The sequence below is a fragment of the Hyunsoonleella sp. 2307UL5-6 genome, assembly GCF_047345485.1.
Taxonomy (GTDB): domain Bacteria; phylum Bacteroidota; class Bacteroidia; order Flavobacteriales; family Flavobacteriaceae; genus Jejuia.
In genome coordinates this window covers 404,781-428,411 of sequence record NZ_JBLFEN010000004.1, presented here as the reverse complement: position 1 = coordinate 428,411, position 23,631 = coordinate 404,781, and the positions used below count along the sequence as shown (strand labels likewise).

The following is a 23,631-nucleotide window of genomic DNA, read 5'->3' as shown; positions in this document are numbered from 1 at the left end:
GCCATGTCTAAAATTCTTCCATCAAATGCTTTACTTGTTTTTTTATGTTTCCTTTTTTATGGAAAAATCAACGCTCAAGAAAGTAATCAACTATCTTATAATGATAGTATCAATTTTAACAAAGCAAAAGTATTTTACTCAAAAAGAGTATATCCTAAAGCTGAAGAAATATTACTTACTCTAAAAAATAAGATTAATGAAAAAGATAGTACGCAATTCGACTTAGCCTTTAAAACTTTAAAGTATTTAGGACTTATAAATGCTTATACACAGCGATTAGATAGTTCTATCTATTATTTGGAGAAAGCGCTTTTATTTGCTAATCAAAAAAAACTTTCTGATAAATTCCATGAAAAAGGGAATCTAAAAAACTCTATATCCTTGAATCTCTTCAATTCAGGAAAAACTAAGGCCTCTATTGATAAAATGAACTTTGCTATTGCTGATCTTGAAAAAGCAATTAGCCATGAAACTGATGCCGACAACGTTTTATTAATTAGAAAAAGGCTTTACGCATGTATTGAAAATTTAGGAGGATTCTACAGAGGTATTGGAGACAATCAACGCTCTTTAGATTTGATGAATTATGCATATCAACAGAAGCAAAAGTTTCTCCCAAAAAATGATTTAAGTTTGGCAAAATCAGATTTAATATTAGCCCATGTACATTTAATTGCAATGAATTATGACAAAGCCGATATGCATAGTGACAATGGACTAGCAAGAATAGATGAATTACCCTCATGGAAATCTTATGCGTTACTTGTCAGATCTTCCATATATGAAAACATGGGAGATATGGAAAATGCTAGAATAAGTTATGAAAAAACAGAAGATGAATATAGAAAAAGCGACATGCCGTATACGTTTGGTTTTCTAGATGCTCTTATCGAAATGTCTTTATTTTATAGCAAAATTGGACATCCAGACAAAGCACTAGCTCTAGCAAAAGAGGGCTATGATTACACACACAAAAAAGAATTTGAAAATAAACTATTACGTTTTTTTCAAACACAAAACTTAGCACAAGTTAATTTTCAGCTTAAAAATTACAAAGACGCTTTACGCTACAGCAATGAAGCTTTAGAGTATTTTTCTGAAGATAATTTAAGACTAACTTCCTTGTTAGATTCAATTCAAAACGAAACTAGAAAACCGCAATCATTATTAGTAAACATAAAATCAAAATACTTTCTTGAAGATAACAAAAGTACTTCATTTCTTGAACATCAAATAAAAGAAACAGAAAAAGCAATCACCGTATTAGAAACCAAAAAAAGTATTATTAAATCCCAAGGAGACTTGGAGGTTTTATTAACAGATAATACAAAGTTAATTGATTTTAGAAAGAAACTACATCTTGATTTATATGAAAAAACGAAAGATGAAGCGCATCTTGATGCTATAATGAACATTCATGAATCTAGCATTTATAATCGGGTTAGATCAAGATTAAATCTTAAAGATTTAGCACGTTTTAATATCGATCGAAAAATAATTCAACGCGAGGATCAACTTAAACAAAATATAGATAGCGTACTGTCTAGCTCAACAAAAATAAAGGATTTTATTGAGGCTAATAACAAAAGAGATCAATTTTTAGACTCTTTAAAACAATCACATCCTAAATATTATAAAATGCGTTATGCGACGCTTTTTGAATCATTAGGAGATTTACAAAAAACAATTCCTGACAATACCTCTATTGTTCGCTATTTCTTTATTGACAAAAAGCTTCAAGTCTTAATTATGAATAATGAGGTAAAAAAGATTATGCCATTAGATTTTGAAGGCGCTAAGGTTAAAATAGCCCAATTATTAGAAAATCAATATCACATTTCTCAAACCAGTGACTTACTTTTCGATTTATATAAAAATTTATGGAAACCTTTTGAAACTGAAATTACCACCGAAAACGTCATCATCATACCCGATGGAGATTTATATAACATCAGTTTTGAAACGCTAACGCCGATTAAAATTGACTCTTTTAAAGAGCTAGATACAAAAAGCCTTTTAGCAAAATATAATATATCTTATAATTATAGTTTATATTTATTAGAACAATCTAAAAGTAAAAACGATTACAAAAATAGCTTCATTGCTTTTGCTCCTGAGTTTAATGATAAAATGAAAGCGGATTATAAATTGGCAATAACTGATTCCATAAACCTAGATCGAACCTATTTAAAGTTATTACAACAACCCTTTAATGTAGATTTAGCCAAAGCTTACGCGAGCCTTTTTGATGGTGATTATTTTTTAAATGAAAACTCAACAGAACACATTTTTAAACAAAACGCTAGTGAGCACAAAATTATACACATAGGAACACACGCCGAATCAAACAATATAAATCCAGAACTCTCAAGGCTACTTTTTGCCAAAAACGTAACCGATAAAAATGAAGATGGCTCTTTATACGCTTATGAAATATACGACACAAGTTTAAACGCTAATTTAGCCATCTTAACGGCTTGTGAAACAGGAAAACCTGGTTATCAAGCCGGTGAAGGCATGATCTCTCTTGCACATGCTTTTAACTATGCTGGGAGCGAAAGTATTTTAACAAGTTTATGGAAGGTAGACGAACGTTCCACATCAGAAATCATAGAATCATTTTATAAAAACATAAATGATGGAAAACCAAAAGATAAAGCTTTAAGACTGGCAAAACTAAATTATATTAGTAATACTGAAGGCAGAACGGTGGCTCCAAAATTTTGGGCAGGTTTAGTCTTAATGGGCGATGCAAGTCCTATTAGTATCTCACAAACAAACCACTGGAAATGGATTTTGTTAATTGTTGGTATTTTGTTAGTTCTCCTATTATTTTTCAAATTCAAACAAAAGTAGAACTTAAGCCACCTCCTTGTCATTTAAAAACTGTACTTCATACAAATTCCTGTAATACCCATTTTCTTTTTCAAGAAGTTCATCATGCGTTCCTTGCTCCACAATTTCACCAGCATCCATTACTAAAATTTTGTCTGCTTTTTTAATGGTTGCTAAACGGTGCGCAATCACAATAGATGTTCTACCTTTTGTAATTTTATCGGTAGCATTCTGGATAAGTTGTTCAGAATAAGAATCCACAGACGAAGTCGCTTCATCTAAAACCAAAATACTTGGGTTGGTAACATAAGCTCTTAAAAATGATATTAACTGGCGCTGACCAGAAGACAACATAACACCACGCTCCTTAACATTATAATGGTACCCATTGGGTAAAGTGTTGATAAACTCATGTACACCAATAGATTTTGCCGCTTCAACAACCTGTTTTTCAGTAATTTCTGGATTGTTTAAAGTAATATTATTCATAATAGTATCTGCAAATAAAAATACATCTTGCAGTACAACAGCAATTTGCGTGCGTAATGAAGTTAAGGTTACATCGTTAATAGCAATACAATCAATACATACTGTACCATCTTCAATTTCATAAAAACGATTTAGCAAATTAATAATCGTAGATTTTCCAGCACCCGTTGCGCCAACAATAGCTATGGTTTGTCCAGCTTTTACATCAAAAGAAATACCTTTTAGTACAGGTTCGTCTTCTACATAATTAAACCATACATTTTTAAAGGCAATATCACCTTTAAAATGTTCTGCTTCATGTGTACCATGGTCATCAATTTGAGAGGTGGTATCCAGTACTTTAAATACTCTTGTGGCCGCTACCATACCCATTTGTAGGGTATTAAATTTATCTGCTATTTGTCGTAATGGTCTAAATAACTTTGGAATAAACATAATAAACGCCACTAAAACACCTTGAGATGCCGTATCGCTTAACGCGTTACCCAAACCGCCAAAATACACTACCAGACCAATGGTAATAGACGATGACAATTCTGCAATAGGAAAGAAAATGGAGTTATACCAAATGGTTTTTAGCCAGCCTTTTTTATGGCGTTCGTTAATTTGTCTAAACTTTTCATTTTCAATATCCTCTCTAGCGAACAACTGTAAAATTTTCATTCCCGTTAAACGCTCTTGCACAAAAGAATTTAGGTTAGACACTTCAGTACGCACTTCCTCAAACGCCTTTTTCATATATTTTTGAAATAAGCGTGTAGCGTAAAGTACAATCGGTAACATGCCAAATACAATTAAAGTAAGTTTCCAGTTCATATAAAACATGGCCCCAGAAACCACTATCATCGTCAATAAATCCTTAAATATCTGAAACAGTCCTTGACCAAAAATATCAGCAATACGCTCCATATCCGTGACCGAACGTGTTATCAATACCCCAACTGAAGAGTTATCATAATAGGTCATTTTAAAACGAAGCAAGTGATTAAACAACTTCACTCTAACATCCTTTACTACATGCTGACCTAACCAACCTGAATAAAATATGAACACGAGCTGAAACAAAAATTCTAAAAACAATAAGCCTACCATGATTAACACGAACCACAAAAAGCCTTCAGCAACTTTGTTGGTTAAGTTTTCATCAATAGCCTGTTGCAACAAATAGGGTGTAGCAACACCCAAGCCTGCAATAAGTATTACAGAAACAAAAACAATGGCAAATGTAATCTTATATGGTCTTATAAATTTAAATAAGCGTTTAAACAGCGTTACATCAAATAGTTGTTCCTTTTTCTTCGTCATTTATAATTTTATCGTTTCGGGGTAGGCCACCTCGGTTAAATACAACCCATGAGCAGGAACTGAAAATCCCGCTTCACTCCTATTTTTAGATGTTATAATGGCATGAAAATCCTCCAGTGAAATTTTACCCAATCCTACATTAATCATTGTACCTACAATGGCACGCACCATATTTCGTAAAAAACGGTTGGCAGTAATGGTAAAATGGAGCTCATCGTCACGTAAAAACCATTTTGCCTTCATAATATCACAATAATACGTTTTTACATCCGTATGTGTTTTCGAAAAGCATTGAAAATCCTTATACTCAAATAAAATTTTGGCTGCCGCATTCATCTTCTCGATATCTAGCGGTTGCTTTAACAAATATGTATTGCGGTGTGTAAACACGTTTTTCTTAAACCCCACACGGTACAAATAGCTGCGCCTAATAGCATCAAACCGTGCATGTGCTTCTGGCTGAACCTTAAAAACGTCCGCTACGGCAATATTAAACGGCAAAAACGAATTTAGTTTATACACCAAATCTGCTTCTGTAAACGTCGCTCCAGTATCAAAATGAGCAAACATCTGTTTTGCATGTACGCCCGCATCTGTTCTACCAGCGCCCATCACCCCAACTTTTTCATTAAGCACTGTAGAGAGCGCATCCTCCAAAACCTCCTGAACCGTTATGGCTTTAGGCTGAATTTGCCACCCATGGTAGGCGGTACCGTTATAACTCAATTCTATAAAATATCGCAACTTGTGGTAATGCTTTTATCAAGCAGCAAAGATAGAGAGATTTGTGCAGTCGCCATAAAGGCTAATCTTAATTAAATATTAAAAGTATTAAAGTGAATAGAAATTTATCACTTCAAGTAATTCCGAATCATGAGGAATTGTATCCAGAAGTGGGCGCCTGCCTACCTGCGGTATCGCAGGCAGGTTACCCTCCTAAGGTCGGGTCGGGCTTTCACTACTCAATCTTTTTAAAACGTCATTGCCCAAACGTGATTGCGAACGCAGTGAAGCAATCTCATCCTTAAAACAGATTTTGTTTATTTGCAAAAGTTTTAAAAAGTATTTCAAACATGCCGTTCAATCCCTAACGCGGGTGTATTTGCTAGTTTATGGTTTAAACAAAACAACTAGTATAGTTTACCAAAATCAATGCTATAAATTTCATCTTAGTTGCTAGCACTCGTTTGTATCAAATGCCGTTAATAGTATTTTATCAACATAAATAAAAACACAAAATCATGTATTTCAATATCTTAAATATTTACTATAAACATCTCTTTTCTTTTAAACTATATTTGTCACAAATTCAGGACTTATACTATGCCGTTTAAAAAACTCATAACACCTTTAAAAGCAATTTTAGAACATAAAGGCTTTAACACGCCTTTACCGCTTCAAAAAAAAATACTATCTAAAATTAAAGGTGGTGCTAGTATGTTTGTTATTGCCCCAAAAGGATCTGGCAAGACTACTAGTATCGTAATTAGTGTAATTCAAAAATTAAAAGGTACAGCTTTTGAGGACGCACCAAGAGCATTAATTTTTGTAAAAAACAAACAAGCTGCTTTAGATTTAGAATTGGAGTTTAATGCGTTTAAAAAAGGAAACGATTTGCGTGTATATTGTGCTTATGATGAAAAACCAATAGACACGCAGAGGGATGAAATTTATGAAGGAACAGACATTGTTATTGCCACTCCAAAACGATTAAACAAGATATTTTTTTTAAACGGCATTAATTTGAATAAGCTCCAACTATGCATTATTGAAGATGCTGAATTTTTATTTGGTAACAATAACCTTGCTGAAGTTACTAGAACTCCCGAAAGTATAAGCAAATGCCAATATTTGGTTTTTGCTGAGAAATTTGATAAACGCTTTGAGCGTTGGCAGGATACCTTTATGTATAATGCACAAGTAGTAAAACTTTAAAAATTAAGGTTTATTCTACAATTTCATAATCTATAGCCAATTTACGTAACGCTCTTAAAGCAGAACCAGAGTTTTTATCCGCTACCTCAATATCCACAGCGTCTCCTTCTAAAAGTATTTCAGTAAGTTCATATGATAATGATGCATCAATATGTAACGAAATCTCCATGATACAATTTGCAATTGCTCTCTTATCTGGCCGTTGTGCATCACACGATACTAAATTTAATTTCATAACATTGATTTGTTATCGTAAGGTACTATAATTGTGAGAGTTTATATTGTATTTTTACATTTATATTAATAGCATAGAAGTTTTAGGAATTTAATCGAGAGGCTTAGTATAATCTTCATAGGATAAATTCTCCTCTTAATCTTTTTTGAAATGTCATTGTAAATTATTTCTTTGTAGGAACTAGTTACTAACGTTCGCTTGCTAAGCAATTCTATAAATCAGCATAACATAAAGCTACTCTATATAATCATACTATTGCTTTACATTATGATAATCCGTTGTTTATTTTGAAAAAATGATTTTTTTGTCGAAATTGTATCGAGAATAAGGATTTTTATATATGAATTGGTTCTCGGTGCAATTTTTTGATTAAAAAATCACTCGAACTGACATTAATTTATTTACTTTAACACAAAATGCACAACAGGTTATGATAATCTTTTCTACCACTCGTTAAAAACGAGCATTAGCTTTCACTTTAACAAACTAGCTCGAACTTTAGGGGCAGTATCATTTATTTTAAAACTCAAAATGAGTTCCTGATTGGTTTGTGTTTGTGAATTCCCCATACTATTGAAAGTACAAGGAATTTACAGAATTTCAATTATATATAAAACAGTAACTGCTCAAATTTATTTTTTTAAGGTTCATGTTAATCATAGCAAATGGTTACCGTTGCAAAGCCAGAGGTTGAATTAAGCCTTTCGATAAGTTGATTTAGAAATGCACTTGGTCTGGCACAAGAGATGCCATTTCCCAATCCAGAATATACCTCGAACACGTTACCATCTTTGGTAATTATAGCAGTATCAAAGCTTTCATTGGTCCAACTAAGGTTATTTCTCCTGTTATCAAAGTAGGTGTTGTTCCAGCCAGTGTAGGTCTCGGTCCATTCTACATTATAACTTGTTGCATTTTCGTCATACGGTACGTAAATAAATACTCTGCCAGAGTAGGCTGTGGTTTCACATTGGGATCTTGGGACTTCTGGGAATCTAACTACAGGTACTAAGGACTCATAAGAAATTTCACAATTGGGGTCGTTTTTTATTTCAATGCTAGCAGAAATTTTATCTACAAAGGCGTACTCATCTGAAGTTCCTTTTCTTCTTGCATAAATACTTGCTGTTATTTGTTCAGTACCATCGCGTTCTTTTTCTAAGGCTTCGTAAACTATTTCATTATCATTTATTTTGGTAATGTTACTTGCGCTGCCATTAAAAAGACCAAATTCAGCTGGTGTATCCCAAACTATGCGATAATCTTGGGTTGAGTTTTCTATCGGGTTGGTTTGATCAGTACGTCTAAGATTTAAGGTTAATTGATTACCTCCTTGTATGGTAATACCATCTGGCCTAATTTCAAAACCTAGGGGTTTTACATTTACAACTGCATTGGCATCATTTACTCGTATAAGGTTTTGTCCTTCTTTAATGAAAACTTCTACAGAAATTTCATCTTGAGCTTCTTCTGGTAATTCTATTGTATTGCTACTAAAATAGGTAACTTCTTCTCTTGAACTCGTGAAAGAAGTGCCTTCTTTACCTAACTCGTTTCTTAAAACACCGTAGTTACCAGAGGTAGACCATCTATACTCATACGATTGTCCCGCTGCTAAATCTCCATCTTTAATTATTGCTTTAAAAGTTTTCTCTTCTCCTTGAATAGCAATGGTTTCTTCTGGTGTTATAGATACTTTGTTATTTGAAGCTATAACATCCCATTCTTCTAAATAATTAGAATTGGTATTTGCATAAAGAATGCGTCCGTAATCTACAAACTTTAAAAAAATATCAGCTCGATTAAGAAACTTAGCAACACCATTAGTTATTTTTGATGCATTAGCAGAATTTTGAACAAAGTAATCAGTGTTGACTTGAACACCAGCTGCAACTATTCCTTCAAATAAAGCACTTAGTAAATCTGTTGCCTGGGCTCCTAAGGCATTATTATAATATGATTTTAAAACTTCTGTCAATGCAGTTTTATAATCACCTTGTTTTATAGCGTCTTCTGCTGCGGGTATGGAAGATGCTATAATTTGTACTTGTGCAGCAAACAGTTCAAATTTAGTTTCATCAAGGCCTTGTAAAAGTTTAGAATGTCCTGCTGCATCTAGAAAAACTGGTAAAACTACTTCAAAAGCAAGCGTTCGGTAAATAAGTTCGTCTAATTTTTCTTTTTCAAGATTACTTAAAGTCCCATTATTAATTTCTCCTATTGCCGTTCCAATAACTCTACATTTGTATAACACCTCTTCTTCGCCGTCCATTATTTCTAAAGTATTAGGGCCAGCTTCAGTTTTAGCAAAATTTAAACCAGTTCCCGACCCAAAATCTGCAATTACTCCTAATACCTCTCTAATGGCTTGAGTAGATTTAATTTCAACATCTTTAAAAGGTGCTGGGTTTTCAGTAGAAATACTACTAATTAATGTTTGCACATTACCGTCTTCAGGTGTAATTTCAGTCTTATAAATAAAACCGTGGCTACGCCTTCTATATGAATTTATTAAGGAGAAGGAAAATATATCATCCTCTCTAAGTTGTATGCCACTTCTAATATCTTTACCATCGGCAGATATTCCTTTATTTGTATTAGTATTAATAGTAGTTTTATTATCGGTTAGTTCATTTAATTTTTGTTCTATTAGTAATGAAAATTCTGTTGACTCAAAATATGCTGAGTTTTCTATAAATTTTGAGGTTGTTGTAGTTATAATTTCATCTAAACCAGGAAACGTATCAAATTCATCGAAGTATTGTTGTTTAACCTCCTCTGGTAAAAAAACAGTACCTAAAGCAAGGTAAAAAGAAACTTCAATTGTAGATTTTATAGAGATTTGCGTATTGGATTCAGTTATGAAACCCATTAAAATAATTTCATCATTACTATTAGTTAGAAGTGTTAAAACTCTACCATCAGCATTTAATAATACCTTAGAGCTTCCATCTGAAAAAACATCAAACTCTTCAGAAAGTGATATTAATTTTGCTGTAGAAATATCAATAGTTGACTCGTTTGGTAAGAGAACCTGAACATCTATTTCAGTTACTTCTATGGAATCTTTTGGGTTTTCTTGTTCTTCATCTTTAATATTAGAGTCATCCGATTTAGTGCAACTGATGATTAACATAAATGATACAATTGCAAGATTCAATATTTTCAATGTGGTTTTCATAAATATACTTTTAAATTATTGAGATTTTATAGTACATCAAAAAAAAGGGAGAATGTCATCAAGAATTCAAAAATAAATTTCCATTTCAATGAACTTTAACAATATGTTAAACTAAGATGGATGATTTTTTTAATAGGTCAATTTGATAAATTAATTAAAAAAGAGAAAACAACTTCTAATGAGCAGGTAAGCACATATTTTTCTAGAGGATAAATATTTAGTTTTTTAAGCTTAAAAGTTATTAAATCTAAAATGTAGTTGTTTATTTAAGTATATAATTTTTGATATTAAAATGATTAACTAACTCGTTCTTTCTTTAATATTTTTTTATATACTAGGTGCTTTAACCATGCAGCATTGTGGTTCTTTAAAAGGTATGCTTTGTGCCTTTGCGCTACACATGATAATAAATTTAATTTTATTACATTGGTTTATTTATTAAGATACTATAATTACATGAGACTCTATAAAGTTTTTTTTATTAGTTTAAATAATAAAAATAGCAGCTATAATTAAGGTAAACTTAGTTTTACAACCGCTACAGAGTTCTAATAAATACTTAAATCTCTAAAACAATTAGCCGTTTATATTTATTTGGTTGACTTCTTATATAAACTTAGGTTTTAATTCAATTTTAATTTTTTATTCTTACCCATAAATAAATATAACATTGAACCTAAAATAGGGAGAAATAAAACAACTAAAACCCAAACAATTTTGTCATTTTGTTCAAATTTATGTTTTAAAATATCAATTAAAGAATATATCCAAAGCCCAATTGAAACGAGCATTAATGCTTGCCAAATAAGAAGTCCTAAAGAAAAATTGGTAATTATTGTCTTCATTAGAATTTGATGTTAGTTAATAATTTTTGATGTATTTAATTTAGAGTTATTTTAAATTTAGACATCTTCAAACTCAATTTGTCCAAATATATTGTTAGATAAACAAAGTAATGCTGTAACTACAATGTATTTTTTAAAAACTAGCTTGGTGTTGTTTATATGCATAGATAAGATTAGTTTAGTGCGCTTTTAAGTATTTTAACTCATAATTATTTTAAGCTAAAAAAAAAGAAATTATATTTAATTAAGGTTTAATTTACGTATAACTTTTTGTATTAATAAATAGCTTTTAAATAAAAAGTCTAAGATTTTAATTATAATGACCAAAATACTCCTACTTTCAGATACCCATAGTTATATAGATGATGCCGTTTTAAAATACGTAAAACAAGCCGATGAGGTGTGGCATGCTGGTGATATTGGCAATTTAAAGGTTACCGATGCCATCAAAGCATTGAAACCCTTACGTGGTGTTTATGGTAATATTGATAATGCCGAAATACGAACTGAATTCCCAGAAAACAATCGTTTTATGTGTGAAGGTGTTGATGTATGGATGACGCATATTGGGGGTTATCCGCCAAAATACAATGCGCGTGTTGTGGAAGCCATAAAACAAAATCCGCCGCGGTTATTTATCTGCGGACATTCGCATATATTAAAAGTTATGCCAGATAAAAAGTTGAGCCTTATCCATATGAATCCCGGTGCGGTGGGTAAACATGGGTTTCATAAAACTAGAACCATGTTGCGTTTTACCATTGATGGTAAAAAAATTGATAATTTAGAGGTTATTGAATTTGAGAAACGATAAATACTTTGTTATTAAGACGTTATTACGAGAAGGTACGAGAAAGTAATCTTAAACAACAAAAAGACGAATCCTTAACAGCATTAATGAGATTACCACGTACTTCGTCCTCGCAATGACGCTTTAAAAAGATATAGCGAAAAGCCCGACCCAATAGGGTAACGCAAAAAAAAAGATTATTAAAAGTTTAAGTGCTTCCTTCCTATAGAGAGATTAAAGAAGGCTTTTAAACATCTAAAAAAGTATGCGCTTTCTATAGATTAGTTGTAATTTTGCATGATTAAAATTAGTAAATATATATAACATGAGTGTAGTAAAAGAGAATGATACAGTTAAAGTACATTATACAGGTAAATTAAGTAATGGTCAGGTTTTTGACAGTTCGCTAGAGCGCGAACCACTAGAAGTAACGCTTGGACAGGGTATGTTGATTCCTGGTTTTGAGAAAGGTATTATTGCTATGGCAATTAATGAGAAAAAAACGATTAATATTCCTGTAGCCGAGGCTTACGGTGACGTTAAAAAAGAACTATTTTATGATGTTAAAAAGGAACAACTACCACCAGAGATGACACCTGAAGTAGGAATGGGATTAGCATCTAAAGGTGAAGATGGTAGAGAGATACAGTTTAGAGTTGCTGAAGTTAAGGAAGACCATATTGTTGTGGATGCAAATCATCCGCTAGCTGGACAGGATTTAGTTTTTGATTTAGAGCTTATAGAAATAAAATAGAAAATACCGTCCCTTACCAGGGAGACGCCCAAATAAAACAAGTGATACTTCATAAAAGTTTTTAGTGTTTTCTCTCATTTAGGGATAGAAAAAGGCCACAAAAAAAGCCCAAGATCTTCACCTTGGGCTTACGCACTAATACTACTAAGATGTTAGGTTTAACGTAATCGGTCTACAGATTTTACAAGATCTTCATCCTTTTTAATGGCTTTATTGGCCAAGGCCAAAAACACGATAGAAATTATAGGAAGAAACATCCCAATACCTTTCTCTGAAACTACTGTTTCTCCAGATATATTTAGCGATAGATACACGAAAAATCCTAGTAAAAAAAAGTTTAATATGATGTTAAGTCGCCCCAGTACAAACTGAAGCTTCCTGTTTTTAAATAAAAATATAGTGATAATTGATAATACGCCTGATGCTACAAAAGCCCCAAAATAAGGTAACTGATCTAAAGCAAAAACGGTTTCGCCTTCATTTGTAATCCATAAATGAAATACAAATATTAGCCCTAGCGCGTTGCCTGCTGCTAATAGTAAGTATATGCTTTGAATGCGTTGTAACATGGTTATTATTAATTCTTGAAAGCAAAAATAGTAGTTTCTTTATAATTTTGACAGTATTAATTAAAATAAAGTTGTATTATTGCAGTAATAATTCTCAACAGTCGCTAGTACAGATTGTTAACTCTTCAGAATAAAAAATCTATTTTTTTTCAGAAAAACTCAAATAATTTTATATCCACTATAATAGCATTCAATTAAACATTTATGTTTGAAATTTCACAATTAAAAGAAAAGAAACTTACTGATTTACAAGAAATTGCAAAACAATTAAGTATCCCAAAGTACCGATCTATGAAAAAGTTAGATTTGGTATACCAAATTCTTGATTACCAAGCAGCTAACCCTAACGCTACTAAAGACGTAGCACCAAAAGCAGAAAGTAAGCCTACTCCCGCTGAAAAAAAGCCTAGGCAAAGGGTACAAAAAACACCTAAAACGGAGAACACTAAAAAGGAGGATAATAAAAAAGAAGATAATACACCTTCTAAAAACACCCCACAGGAAAAACCTGTTGCTGATAAAAAAGAGCACAAACCTAATAACGATAGAAACCAAAAAACCTCTAACACGAATAACAACCAAAATAGAGGACAACGCGATAATAAACAGCGTAACCAAAACCAAAGACGCGACAATAATAACCAGCATAAAAATCATAAAAACCAAGGTAATAATGGTAATAAAGACAATAGAAACCGTTACCGCGAGCCTGATTTTGAATTTGATGCCATTATTGAGAGTGAAGGTGTACTAGATGTAATGCAAGATGGATATGGTTTTTTAAGATCGTCTGACTACAACTACTTATCATCCCCTGATGATATTTATGTATCACAATCACAGATTAGGCTATTTGGTCTTAAAAAAGGGGATACTGTTTTAGGGCACGTACGCCCACCAAAAGAAGGCGAAAAATATTTCCCTTTAATAAAAGTGAGTAAAATTAACGGACAAGACCCAAATGTGGTGAGAGATCGAGTTGCTTTTGAGCATTTAACGCCTCTATTCCCCGAAGAAAAATTTAATTTAGCAGATAGACAAAGTACTATTTCTACTAGAATTATGGACTTGTTTGCGCCTATTGGTAAAGGACAACGTGGTATGATTGTATCACAACCTAAAACTGGTAAAACAATGTTGCTTAAAGATGTTGCTAATGCCATAGCTGCAAACCATCCTGAGGTGTATCAAATGATTTTATTAATTGATGAACGCCCTGAAGAAGTTACCGACATGCAACGTAATGTTCGTGGAGAAGTAGTTGCTTCTACTTTTGACAAAGAGGCGCATGAGCATGTAAAAATTGCCGATATCGTACTAGAAAAAGCAAAACGTTTGGTGGAATGTGGGCATGATGTTGTGATTCTTTTAGATTCTATTACACGTTTGGCAAGAGCTTATAATACTGTGCAACCTGCATCGGGTAAAATACTATCTGGTGGTGTAGATGCTAACGCTTTACACAAACCAAAGCGTTTCTTTGGTGCAGCACGTAATATTGAAAATGGTGGTTCTTTAACCATTATTGCTACTGCACTTACTGAAACTGGCTCTAAAATGGATGAGGTTATTTTTGAAGAATTTAAAGGTACTGGTAATATGGAGCTGCAATTGGATAGAAAAATATCTAACCGTCGTATTTTCCCTGCTATAGACCTTACATCTTCTAGTACACGTCGTGATGATATTTTGCTAGACTCTAACACTGTACAACGTATGTGGGTAATGCGTAAATATTTAGCAGATATGAACCCTGTAGAAGCAATGGAGTTTATTAATGATCGTTTTAGACAAACTAAAAATAATGAAGAATTTTTAATTTCTATGAATGGATAATTAAAAGAATTGACTAACTCAAATTAACTATAAGTCTCAACAGTAATGTTGGGGCTTTTTTATGCTGTAACATTTATCACTTCAAAATTAAATTTGATTCAAAAATATCTATCTTTGTACACTATAATTATTTAGTATGATTTACAGATTTAGGGTTATTTTAGACAACGATACCGAGGAAGACATTTTTCGTGATTTAGAAATTGTCGAGACAGATTCCTTAGAAGATTTACACAACATTATCACACAATCGTTTGGTTTTGACGGCACAGAAATGGCATCATTTTATGTTAGTAATGACCAATGGGAACAGGGTGAAGAAATATCATTATTTGATTTAAGTGATGATGGTGCTGCACGTTTAATGAACGAAACAGAGATTTGCGACGTGGTACACGAAGTACAAACTAAATTAATTTATGTGTATGACTTTTTAAGCATGTGGACGTTTTATGTTGAGCTAGCTGAAATTGTAGAAGTTGTTGAAGGGCACGACTACCCTAACCTAATGTTTGTGCAAGGGCAAGTACCGGATACGGCACCAGACCGTGTTTTTGAAGCAGACAAAACTGATGATTTTGATGCTTTTGATGACGATGTAGACGTTGAAAATTATGATAATTTAGATTTTGACGAGAACTGGAACTAAATACGCTTATTTTTAATATTTAAAGGGTTTACGTTTTCGTAATTATGTACTAAAAATTCGAGTGCTTTTTCTAAAATATCTCCCATACTCTTACATTTTTTAAAATTTACATCATAGGTATATTCAAATATTTTAATTTTTAATAAGTCTATATGATCCTTTTTTGAAATTGAATCCTTAACCATAGCACCTAAAAGCTCATTAATACGAGAGTTATAACTTTTTAATCGCTTTACTAAAATAGAACGTTCTTCTATTTTGTACTGTTCTATAGATAGTTTTTGAAAAGAATCTGAAACAATTTTTACCATTTCTAGATTTTCTTTAAAAAACTGTGGGCGATAAATATTAAATTTTCCTTCGTAGGACTGCTGGTCAAAATCTATAGCTCTAACTTTATAAACCACCTTATCAAAATCATGCGTAGGCACAATTACGTAATTATAAGAACGCATATCGCCTAAAAGTCTAATCATACAGCGTTCATTAAATTTCACAAACTCTTTAGCTATTTGTGCTTTTTCACCTTTGTTACAATTTGGCAATATATTTTTAATAAAAACATCACCCGGAATACCAGCAATATGCTCCTCAATAAGCGTATTATTACTCACTAAAAAGTTAAGATTGTAAGGAGATAGCATATGCTCTAACTCTAATCCGTAAATTCTAGAAGCATCAGCGGTTTTTACATAAAAATAGGTATAGTTATCATTTAAAACATTTCTAACCTTTATTCTAAAGGGCTTTGAATTTCCAAAAGTACAGTAGTCTATAGCATCAACGCTTAAAAAAGGAAAAATAGCTTCATTACCATCAGAATGTAAAATTGTATATACTTTTTTTAAAGAGGCATCAATTTCTTTTCTATCAAATTCGCTGTAGTACACGCGTACCCAAAGTGTATCTTGATCATCATCATCTAGTACCTCTATTGCGCCTTGAAACCTTAGTAAATCTTCATAAAAAATTGGCAACTTAAGGTTTCTGCTATATGCAGAAAGATAATGGTCTAATTTATCTGAAATAGGATAAGAGGGTTTCCGTTTTGATATTTTTAAATCATCCATAAGTGCAACATTATTCAAATTTAAGCTTTTCTTAGCATTTATGTAACAAATTTATAGTACCATCGTCTTAACATTATAACTAATCAATCTCTGAATATATTTCAGTATAAAATCTTTGCGTTTGGAACCTATTTTAACAATAAACAACCTCACCAAAAACTTTGGATATTTAACAGCAGTAAAAAACCTATCCTTTACTATCAATAAAGGTAATGTTTACGGCATTTTAGGTCCTAATGGTAGCGGAAAATCTACTACTTTAGGCATTGTACTTAATGTGGTAAATAAAACAGCAGGTAACTTTAAGTGGTTTGACGGTAGTATTTCAACACATGATGCACTAAAAAAAGTAGGCGCTATTATTGAAAGGCCTAATTTTTACCCTTATATGACGGCCTACCAAAACTTGAAACTGGTATGTAAAATTAAAGATGTTGCTATAACAAAAATTGATGATAAACTAGAAGTTGTTGGACTTCTAGAACGTAAAAACAGCAAGTTTAGCACCTATTCTCTTGGTATGAAACAACGCTTAGCTATTGCTTCTGCCCTACTAAACGATCCTGAAATATTGATTTTAGATGAACCTACAAATGGACTAGACCCACAAGGAATACACCAAATACGCCAAATTATTAAAGACATTGCAAATAAGGGGACTACAATACTTTTAGCTTCTCATTTATTGGATGAAGTTGAAAAAGTATGCTCGCATGTTGTTGTATTACGCAAGGGTGAAAAATTATATTCTGGACGTGTGGATGAGATGATTTCTAGTTATGGTTTTTTTGAGTTAAAATGTAATACGGAAAAACCACTTCTTGATTTTATTGAAAATAATCCTGCGTTTGGTAAAGTAAAAATTGAAGATCATTTAATTACTGCATTTTTAAATGCACCATTAAGTTCTGAAGATTTTAACAAGCAATTGTTTAAAAATGGCATTGTATTAACACATTTAGTACAACGTAAAGAAAGCCTTGAAGAACAGTTTTTACAACTAACCGATAATAACTAACCCGCACAACCCATGTTACGACTTTTACAACTAGAATTACAAAAGTTACTACTTAATAAAACAAGTAAAATACTTATTTTTATATCTTTTGTATTACCTTTTTTTGTTATTCTGTTATCATCACTAAAAATAAATGTTTTTGGTTTTTTTACTCTAGAATTAGGAGAATTAGGCGTGTTTAACTTTCCTATTATTTGGCATTTAACTACATTTTTTTCTTCACAATTTAAATTTTTCTTTGCTATTGTAGTGGTAAGTATGATTGGTAATGAATACAGTAATAAAACATTAAAACAAAACTTGATAGATGGCTTAAGTAAAAAGGAATTTATACTATCTAAATTTTATACCATTGTATTTTTCTCATTTGTATCTACAATTTTAATAGGATTAATTTCTTTATGTATTGGCTTGTATTACTCAAGTTACAATGAATTTGGAATAATTATTCAGGAGATGAACTATTTGCTTGGATATTTTATAAAATTAGTTGGCTTCTTTAGTCTATGCTTATTCTTAGGTATGTTAGTAAAACGGTCAGCATTTGCATTAGCTTTTTTATTTGTTTTGTATCTTTTTGAATGGTTGGTATTTTGGATAGCTTACAAAATAGTGGGAACCGCTGATGGTGCATTTAGAATTAAAAACTTTATGCCTTTAGAATCTATGTATAAACTTATAGACCAGCCTTTTCAGCGTGTGGCAATGACAAAGTTTCCTAACAAAGCAGAATTAGTTTATGACTATGCTGTGCATTGGTATGAAATTGCCATAGTTCTAGGTTGGACAGCCCTATTTATCTTTTTGTCGTATAGATTATTAAAAAAGCGGGATTTATAATATCTTTGATAGCATTTGCTATGTAAAAGATGAAAAACACCCTCATATTAATACTATTATGTATTACAACCTTTAGCCTATTTGCTCAAAAACAAGCTGCAAATTGGTATTTTGGTCAAAACGCAGGTATTACTTTTAATGATGATGGTACAGTATCTGAACTTACTGATGGTAGTCTAAGTACAGCTGAAGGCTGCACCACAATCTCTGACACAGAGGGGAATTTATTATTTTATACAGACGGTATTACCGTTTGGGATAGGCTACACCGTACAATGCCAAATGCAAACCAAACCAGTGGTGGTTTATTTGGTGATCCTTCAAGTACACAATCGGCTATAGTTATTCCACAACCAAATAATGAGAGTTTATTTTACGTATTTACTGTGGATACTAGAGGCCCTAATGATTCTATAGATTTAGGTTTTAATTACTCTATCGTAGATATGAGATTAAATAATGGCTTTGGCGATATAGTGCCAACAGCTAAAAACATAAACCTACGCAATGATAGTTCTGAAAAAATTAGTGCTGTAGTAAAAGATTGCGAATCTCAAGAACTTTGGGTTATAACTTTTGGCCCTTCTAATAGAATAGAAAACAATCAGATTTTTTATGATACATTTTATGCTTATCAAGTAACTGATAGCGGCATAAATACAACTCCTGTAGTGTCTCCGTTTCCATCTTTAAATATAACAGATCCTAGAGGATACTTAAAATTTTCACCAGATGGTACCAAAATAGCCTGTGCAAATGTTACCTCAGGTTTGTATTTATATGATTTTGATGTTAATACTGGCCAAGTTTCAAACCAAACACCATTACAAATTAATTCGTCTCAAGCAAGTAAACCGCAATCAGCTTACGGTTTAGAATTCTCGCAAAGTAATGAACTATTGTATGTTACCGCGTATTATGATGCAGCAGACCCTATTGAGTTTAGTGACCCAAATGCGCAGTTTACATCTTTAATACAATATGATATAACTGCTACAGATGTTTCTAATAGTGCTGTTACTATAGATGAGCGTGTTGGCTTTAGAGGTGGACTGCAACTCGGTATTGATGGTAGAATTTATAGAGCAATGAGCAGAACTTTCTTTACTGGTTCTCCAAATCTTTCGGTTATAAACGCTCCAAATGCAAGAGGTTTAGATTGTAACTATCAGCATAACAAAATCTCATTAAGTAGAAATTCCACACAAGGTTTACCTCCATTTATAACTTCTTTTTTTACTCAAAAAATAGATATTATAGGCGATAATGACTCCACAAGTATTGATTTGCAATTATGCGATGGAGATACTTTTAGATTAGAAGCCCCAAATCTAACTGGTGCTACTTATGAATGGACAAGAAATGGAAATAACCTCACTAACACCGAGAGTTTTCTTGATATAGAAAATGGTTTAAATGGCTTATATTCTGTACTTATTGATCTTAATACTGGACGGTGTGAAGACAGATTAGAAGGTGTAGCTAGTGTAAGTTTTACAGAAAACCCTAGTGTTATAAACGCAGAACTAATTCAGTGTGATGAAGACGGTTTTTCAGATGGTTTAACAGTATATAATTTAGAAAAAGCTACTACAACTTTAACTGGTAGCAATAATGAATTAATGGTACGTTTTTATACAGACGCTGCTAGAACAGAACGCATAGAAACCCCCTCTAATTTCGCCAATTCAAGTAGTGGTCAAGTTATTTATGTTGAAGTTTATAATATTGATACCTTATGTAGCTCTTATGCAGAATTAACGTTAAGCACTAGTATAACAGATGCTTTTGATACTTTAATTGCTGAGTGTGACGACGATGGTGTTGAAGATGGCTTTCATGTATTTAATCTAGCTGATGCAAATGATAGAATAACAAATGGCTTACCTGATGATGTCTCAATTTCATATTATAAAACTTATGAAGATGCACTAACAGAAAAAAACACACTAGATACCTCTTACACTAACACAACACCATTTATACAAAATATTTATGCGCGTGTAGAAAGCGATAATAATTGCTTTGGTATTAGTACAGTTAATTTAATAGTGGATTTAGAACCTCAAATTGAAGAAGAGGCATTAGTACATTATTGTACTAATTTTTTCCCTGAAACGATACGCATTGATGCTGGTCCAATTAATGGTAATGAAAATGATTTTACTTACAATTGGTCTACAGGAGCTACTACATACAGTATAGATATTAATACTGTTGGAAGATATACGGTAACAATAACCAATGCTATTACAAGTTGCGCCTCTAATAGAGTAATTACTGTAGATCCTTCAAATGAAGCTACTATTACATCTATAGAAGTTATTGATGTTACACAAAATAATACAATAACAATTAACGTTACGGGAGAAGGTTTGTATCAATACAGTATAGCTAACATAAATAATGAAATAAGCACATCATTTCAAGACGGTAATACATTTGAAAACGTAAAACCAGGTATTTATACCGTATTTGTTAGAGATGTAGAAAACAACTGTGGTACTGTTGATGAAAATATTTCGGTTATAGGTTTTCCTAAATTTTTTACTCCGAATAATGATGGACAAAATGATACATGGCAAATATTTGGCGTTTCTGCAATGTTTCAACCAAATACAAAAATTCTGATATTTAATAGATACGGTAAACTTGTAAAGGAAATATCACCTTTAGGTGAAGGTTGGGATGGTATATTAAATGGACAAGTATTACCTGCGGATGATTATTGGTTCTCTATCCAACTTCAGGACGGAAGAGTTTTTAAAGATCATTTCACTCTTAAAATTTAACACGTTGAAATCTGTTAAAACAGTAACATCAATATTATTAACTCTTATAAGCTATAGTTTACTATTAGCCCAATCTCCTACGGATTGTATAGATGCAGTAATTGCATGTGGGAATTCTGAAATTAATTTAGATGTAAATGGCCCCGGACAACAAGAACTATCAGAAAGTAATAGCTGCTTTGGACGAGAAAATAATAGTGTATGGTTAAAAGTAACTACAATTACTAACGGTTCTTTAGGGTTTACCTTAAAACCTGCAAGCACTAATATAAACGAAGATTATGACTTTTTTGTTTTTGGGCCCAATGTATCGTGTGGTAATATAGGAACTGCAATTCGTTGTTCTACCACAAACCCAGTTCAAGCAGGATTGTCTAGTAATTTTACAGGAATGAATTCTACATCTGTAGATACTTCTGAAGGCCCTGGTGCCGATGGTGATAGTTTTGTAAGCACTATTGATGCACTGGTAGGTGAAACTTATTTTATTGTAATAGACAGACCCATTGGAGAAAGTGCCTTCACACTAGAGTGGACTGGAAGTGCCGAATTTTCAGATCCACCTGTAAACAATGCCGATACTTCTGGCGATTCAATAGATCTCGAAAGCTGTGATATTACTGCACCATTTAATGATGGGCTTACAACATTTGATTTAGAGAGCAACACAACTAAAATTTTGGGTACACAAACTAACGTAACGGTTACATATCATACATCAGAAAGTGATGCTAACATAGGAACAAATCAATTATCTAGCCCATATATAAATACATCTAACCCTGAAACAATTTATGCTCGTATTACTAATAATACAACTGGTTGTTTTGAGTTTACCCAATTTAATCTTTCTGCAACGTTAGGTCCAAATTTTACTGAACCTTCCAATTATATAATTTGTGATGATTTATCTGATGGCGATGACGCCAACGGAAGAGCTATTTTTACATTATCAAGTAGGACTAATGAAATTTTAAATGGCCAAAACCCATCAGATATAAGGGTAACATATCATAGTACAGCCTTAGGGGCAGAATTAAATACATCTTCAACTGTTTTACCTGATAATTATTATAATAATTCACCATTTAATGAAGATATATTTGTTCGTATTGAAGATGTAATGAATCCTGATTGTGTGAGTACTGCAACTTTAACTTTGATTGTTAATCCTGCACCTGAAAGGATAGACTCTAATATTCTACAATGTGATGAAGATGGTGTTTTTGACGATATTACTATTTTTAATTTAAATGAAGCTAACGCTGCTTTAACAAATGGTGTTGCTAATCTTTCCACAACGTTTTATACTGATGCAGCTAGAATAAATGAAATACCAAACCCTGAAAACTACAACAACACATCAAATCCACAAACAATTTATGTTAGTGTTATAAATGACGATACCAGTTGTAGTACTGAAGCTGAATTAACCTTAAATATAAGTACAACAGATGTAGTTAACACTAGTATTATAAGGTGCGATGATGATGGAATAGAAGACGGTTTTTTTACTTTTAATTTAAATGATGCTAGCGCAAATATTATTAGTAACCTTTCACTCAACCTTGATGTAGTGTATTATGAAAATTATGAAGACGCCTTACGAGAACAAAATATTTTAAATATTACATATACTAACACCCAACCAGAACAACAAACTATATATGCACGCGTTGAAAACAATAATAATTGTTTTGGTATTAGTGCTGTAAATTTGATGGTAATTTTACCACCACAAATTGAAAAAGAAACACTAGAATACTATTGTACTAATTTTTTTCCTGAAACAATTAGTATTGATGCAGGACCAATTGATGGCAATGAGAATGAATTTACCTATTCTTGGTCCACAGGAGCTTCAACATATAGTATAGATATTAATAATGCTGGCACTTATTCCGTAAGAATAACTAATATTACCTCTAGTTGCTTCGCTGATAGAGTTATAACTGTAGATCCTTCAAATGAAGCTACTATTAGATCTATTGAAGTTATTGATACATCACAAAATAATACAATAACAGTAAATGCTTCTGGAGAAGGTTTATACCAATATAGTATATTAAATAATGATACTGAATTAAGAACGCCTTTCCAAGACAGTAATATTTTTCAAAATGTAAAACCGGGTATTTATACTGTATTTGTTACAGATATTGAAAATAATTGTGGCACAATTGATGATGCTGTATCCGTAATTGGTTTCCCAAAGTTTTTTACACCCAACAATGATGGACAAAATGATACGTGGCAAATATTTGGTGTTTCTGAAATGTTTCAACCCAATACAAAAATTATGATATTTAATAGGTATGGTAAACTTTTAAAAGAAATTTCACCTTTAGGAAAAGGGTGGGATGGCATACTAAATGGACAAGTATTACCAGCAGATGATTATTGGTTTTATATTAAGCTCCAAAATGGGAAAATTTTTAAGGATCACTTTACTCTAAAAATTTAATCATGAACTTGCAAAACTGCTTTT

At 32.2% G+C, this 23,631-nt stretch carries 17 protein-coding genes; 10 read left to right on the top strand and 7 right to left on the bottom strand.

The window, feature by feature from the left end; genetic code table 11:
• The first annotated feature begins 3 nt into the window (after positions 1-3).
• Entirely contained in the window at positions 4-2,856 is a 2,853-nt protein-coding gene (locus ACKGJY_RS09930) for a CHAT domain-containing protein (protein ID WP_413973727.1), read from the top strand.
• A 3-nt stretch (positions 2,857-2,859) separates the two neighbouring features.
• On the opposite strand, the gene ACKGJY_RS09925 is transcribed toward ACKGJY_RS09930, so the two are convergent.
• Positions 2,860-4,629 carry an ABC transporter ATP-binding protein gene (locus ACKGJY_RS09925; protein WP_413973726.1) on the bottom strand — a complete coding sequence of 590 codons (1,770 nt, stop codon included), beginning with the start codon at positions 4,627-4,629 and terminating at the stop codon, positions 2,860-2,862.
• On the bottom strand, positions 4,630-5,373 hold the full coding sequence (gene truA, locus ACKGJY_RS09920) for a tRNA pseudouridine(38-40) synthase TruA (RefSeq protein WP_413973725.1): 744 nt from the start codon (positions 5,371-5,373) through the stop codon (positions 4,630-4,632).
• A 579-nt stretch (positions 5,374-5,952) separates the two neighbouring features.
• On the opposite strand from truA, the gene ACKGJY_RS09915 reads away from it, so the two are divergent.
• Positions 5,953-6,564: a DEAD/DEAH box helicase gene (locus tag ACKGJY_RS09915; protein ID WP_413973724.1), complete on the top strand. Its 612-nt coding sequence runs from the start codon at positions 5,953-5,955 to the stop codon at positions 6,562-6,564.
• A gap of 10 nt (positions 6,565-6,574) precedes the next feature.
• Here the strand turns inward: ACKGJY_RS09915 and ACKGJY_RS09910 are convergent, their stop codons facing one another.
• From ACKGJY_RS09910 to ACKGJY_RS09900, 3 genes are all read right to left on the bottom strand, one after another.
• Positions 6,575-6,799, bottom strand: coding sequence for a hypothetical protein (locus ACKGJY_RS09910; protein ID WP_413973723.1), 225 nt, complete (start codon positions 6,797-6,799; stop codon positions 6,575-6,577).
• A gap of 652 nt (positions 6,800-7,451) precedes the next feature.
• The gene (locus tag ACKGJY_RS09905; protein WP_413973722.1) at positions 7,452-9,980 is read right to left on the bottom strand and encodes a hypothetical protein; all 2,529 of its coding nucleotides are present in this window, start codon (positions 9,978-9,980) and stop codon (positions 7,452-7,454) included.
• A gap of 623 nt (positions 9,981-10,603) precedes the next feature.
• Entirely contained in the window at positions 10,604-10,825 is a 222-nt protein-coding gene (locus ACKGJY_RS09900; RefSeq protein ID WP_413973721.1) for a PLD nuclease N-terminal domain-containing protein, read from the bottom strand.
• A gap of 319 nt (positions 10,826-11,144) precedes the next feature.
• On the opposite strand from ACKGJY_RS09900, the gene ACKGJY_RS09895 reads away from it, so the two are divergent.
• Both ACKGJY_RS09895 and ACKGJY_RS09890 read left to right on the top strand, forming a co-directional pair.
• Positions 11,145-11,639: a metallophosphoesterase family protein gene (locus tag ACKGJY_RS09895; protein WP_413973720.1), complete on the top strand. Its 495-nt coding sequence runs from the start codon at positions 11,145-11,147 to the stop codon at positions 11,637-11,639.
• Positions 11,640-11,940: 301 nt separating this feature from the next.
• Positions 11,941-12,369 (top strand): FKBP-type peptidyl-prolyl cis-trans isomerase, encoded by a 429-nt coding sequence (locus ACKGJY_RS09890; RefSeq protein WP_413973719.1) that lies wholly within the window; start codon positions 11,941-11,943, stop codon positions 12,367-12,369.
• 158 nt (positions 12,370-12,527) lie between these two features.
• On the opposite strand, the gene ACKGJY_RS09885 is transcribed toward ACKGJY_RS09890, so the two are convergent.
• Complete coding sequence (locus ACKGJY_RS09885; RefSeq protein ID WP_413973718.1) at positions 12,528-12,938, bottom strand: DUF4293 domain-containing protein; 411 nt, start codon at positions 12,936-12,938, stop codon at positions 12,528-12,530.
• A 204-nt stretch (positions 12,939-13,142) separates the two neighbouring features.
• Here ACKGJY_RS09885 and rho point away from each other — a divergent pair, with 204 nt between their 5' ends.
• Both rho and ACKGJY_RS09875 read left to right on the top strand, forming a co-directional pair.
• Positions 13,143-14,774, top strand: a complete 1,632-nt coding sequence (gene rho / locus ACKGJY_RS09880) for a transcription termination factor Rho (protein ID WP_413973717.1) — start codon at positions 13,143-13,145, stop codon at positions 14,772-14,774.
• Positions 14,775-14,910: 136 nt separating this feature from the next.
• Positions 14,911-15,423 carry an IS1096 element passenger TnpR family protein gene (locus ACKGJY_RS09875; RefSeq protein ID WP_413973716.1) on the top strand — a complete coding sequence of 171 codons (513 nt, stop codon included), beginning with the start codon at positions 14,911-14,913 and terminating at the stop codon, positions 15,421-15,423.
• Here the strand turns inward: ACKGJY_RS09875 and ACKGJY_RS09870 are convergent.
• Complete coding sequence (locus ACKGJY_RS09870) at positions 15,420-16,493, bottom strand: hypothetical protein (RefSeq protein WP_413973757.1); 1,074 nt, start codon at positions 16,491-16,493, stop codon at positions 15,420-15,422. The genes ACKGJY_RS09875 and ACKGJY_RS09870 overlap by 4 nt on opposite strands.
• Before the next feature lie 121 nt (positions 16,494-16,614).
• On the opposite strand from ACKGJY_RS09870, the gene ACKGJY_RS09865 reads away from it, so the two are divergent.
• The 4 genes from ACKGJY_RS09865 to ACKGJY_RS09850 are packed head-to-tail and all read left to right on the top strand — an operon-like array spanning position 16,615 to position 23,607.
• On the top strand, positions 16,615-17,511 hold the full coding sequence (locus ACKGJY_RS09865) for an ABC transporter ATP-binding protein (RefSeq protein ID WP_413973715.1): 897 nt from the start codon (positions 16,615-16,617) through the stop codon (positions 17,509-17,511).
• Positions 17,512-17,523: 12 nt separating this feature from the next.
• The gene (locus ACKGJY_RS09860) at positions 17,524-18,351 is read left to right on the top strand and encodes an ABC transporter permease (protein WP_413973714.1); all 828 of its coding nucleotides are present in this window, start codon (positions 17,524-17,526) and stop codon (positions 18,349-18,351) included.
• Positions 18,352-18,380: 29 nt separating this feature from the next.
• Positions 18,381-21,143, top strand: coding sequence for a T9SS type B sorting domain-containing protein (locus tag ACKGJY_RS09855; RefSeq protein ID WP_413973713.1), 2,763 nt, complete (start codon positions 18,381-18,383; stop codon positions 21,141-21,143).
• 4 nt (positions 21,144-21,147) lie between these two features.
• A complete protein-coding gene (locus ACKGJY_RS09850) occupies positions 21,148-23,607 on the top strand; it encodes a T9SS type B sorting domain-containing protein (protein WP_413973712.1) in 2,460 nt (819 codons plus the stop codon).
• Positions 23,608-23,631: the final 24 nt, after the last annotated feature.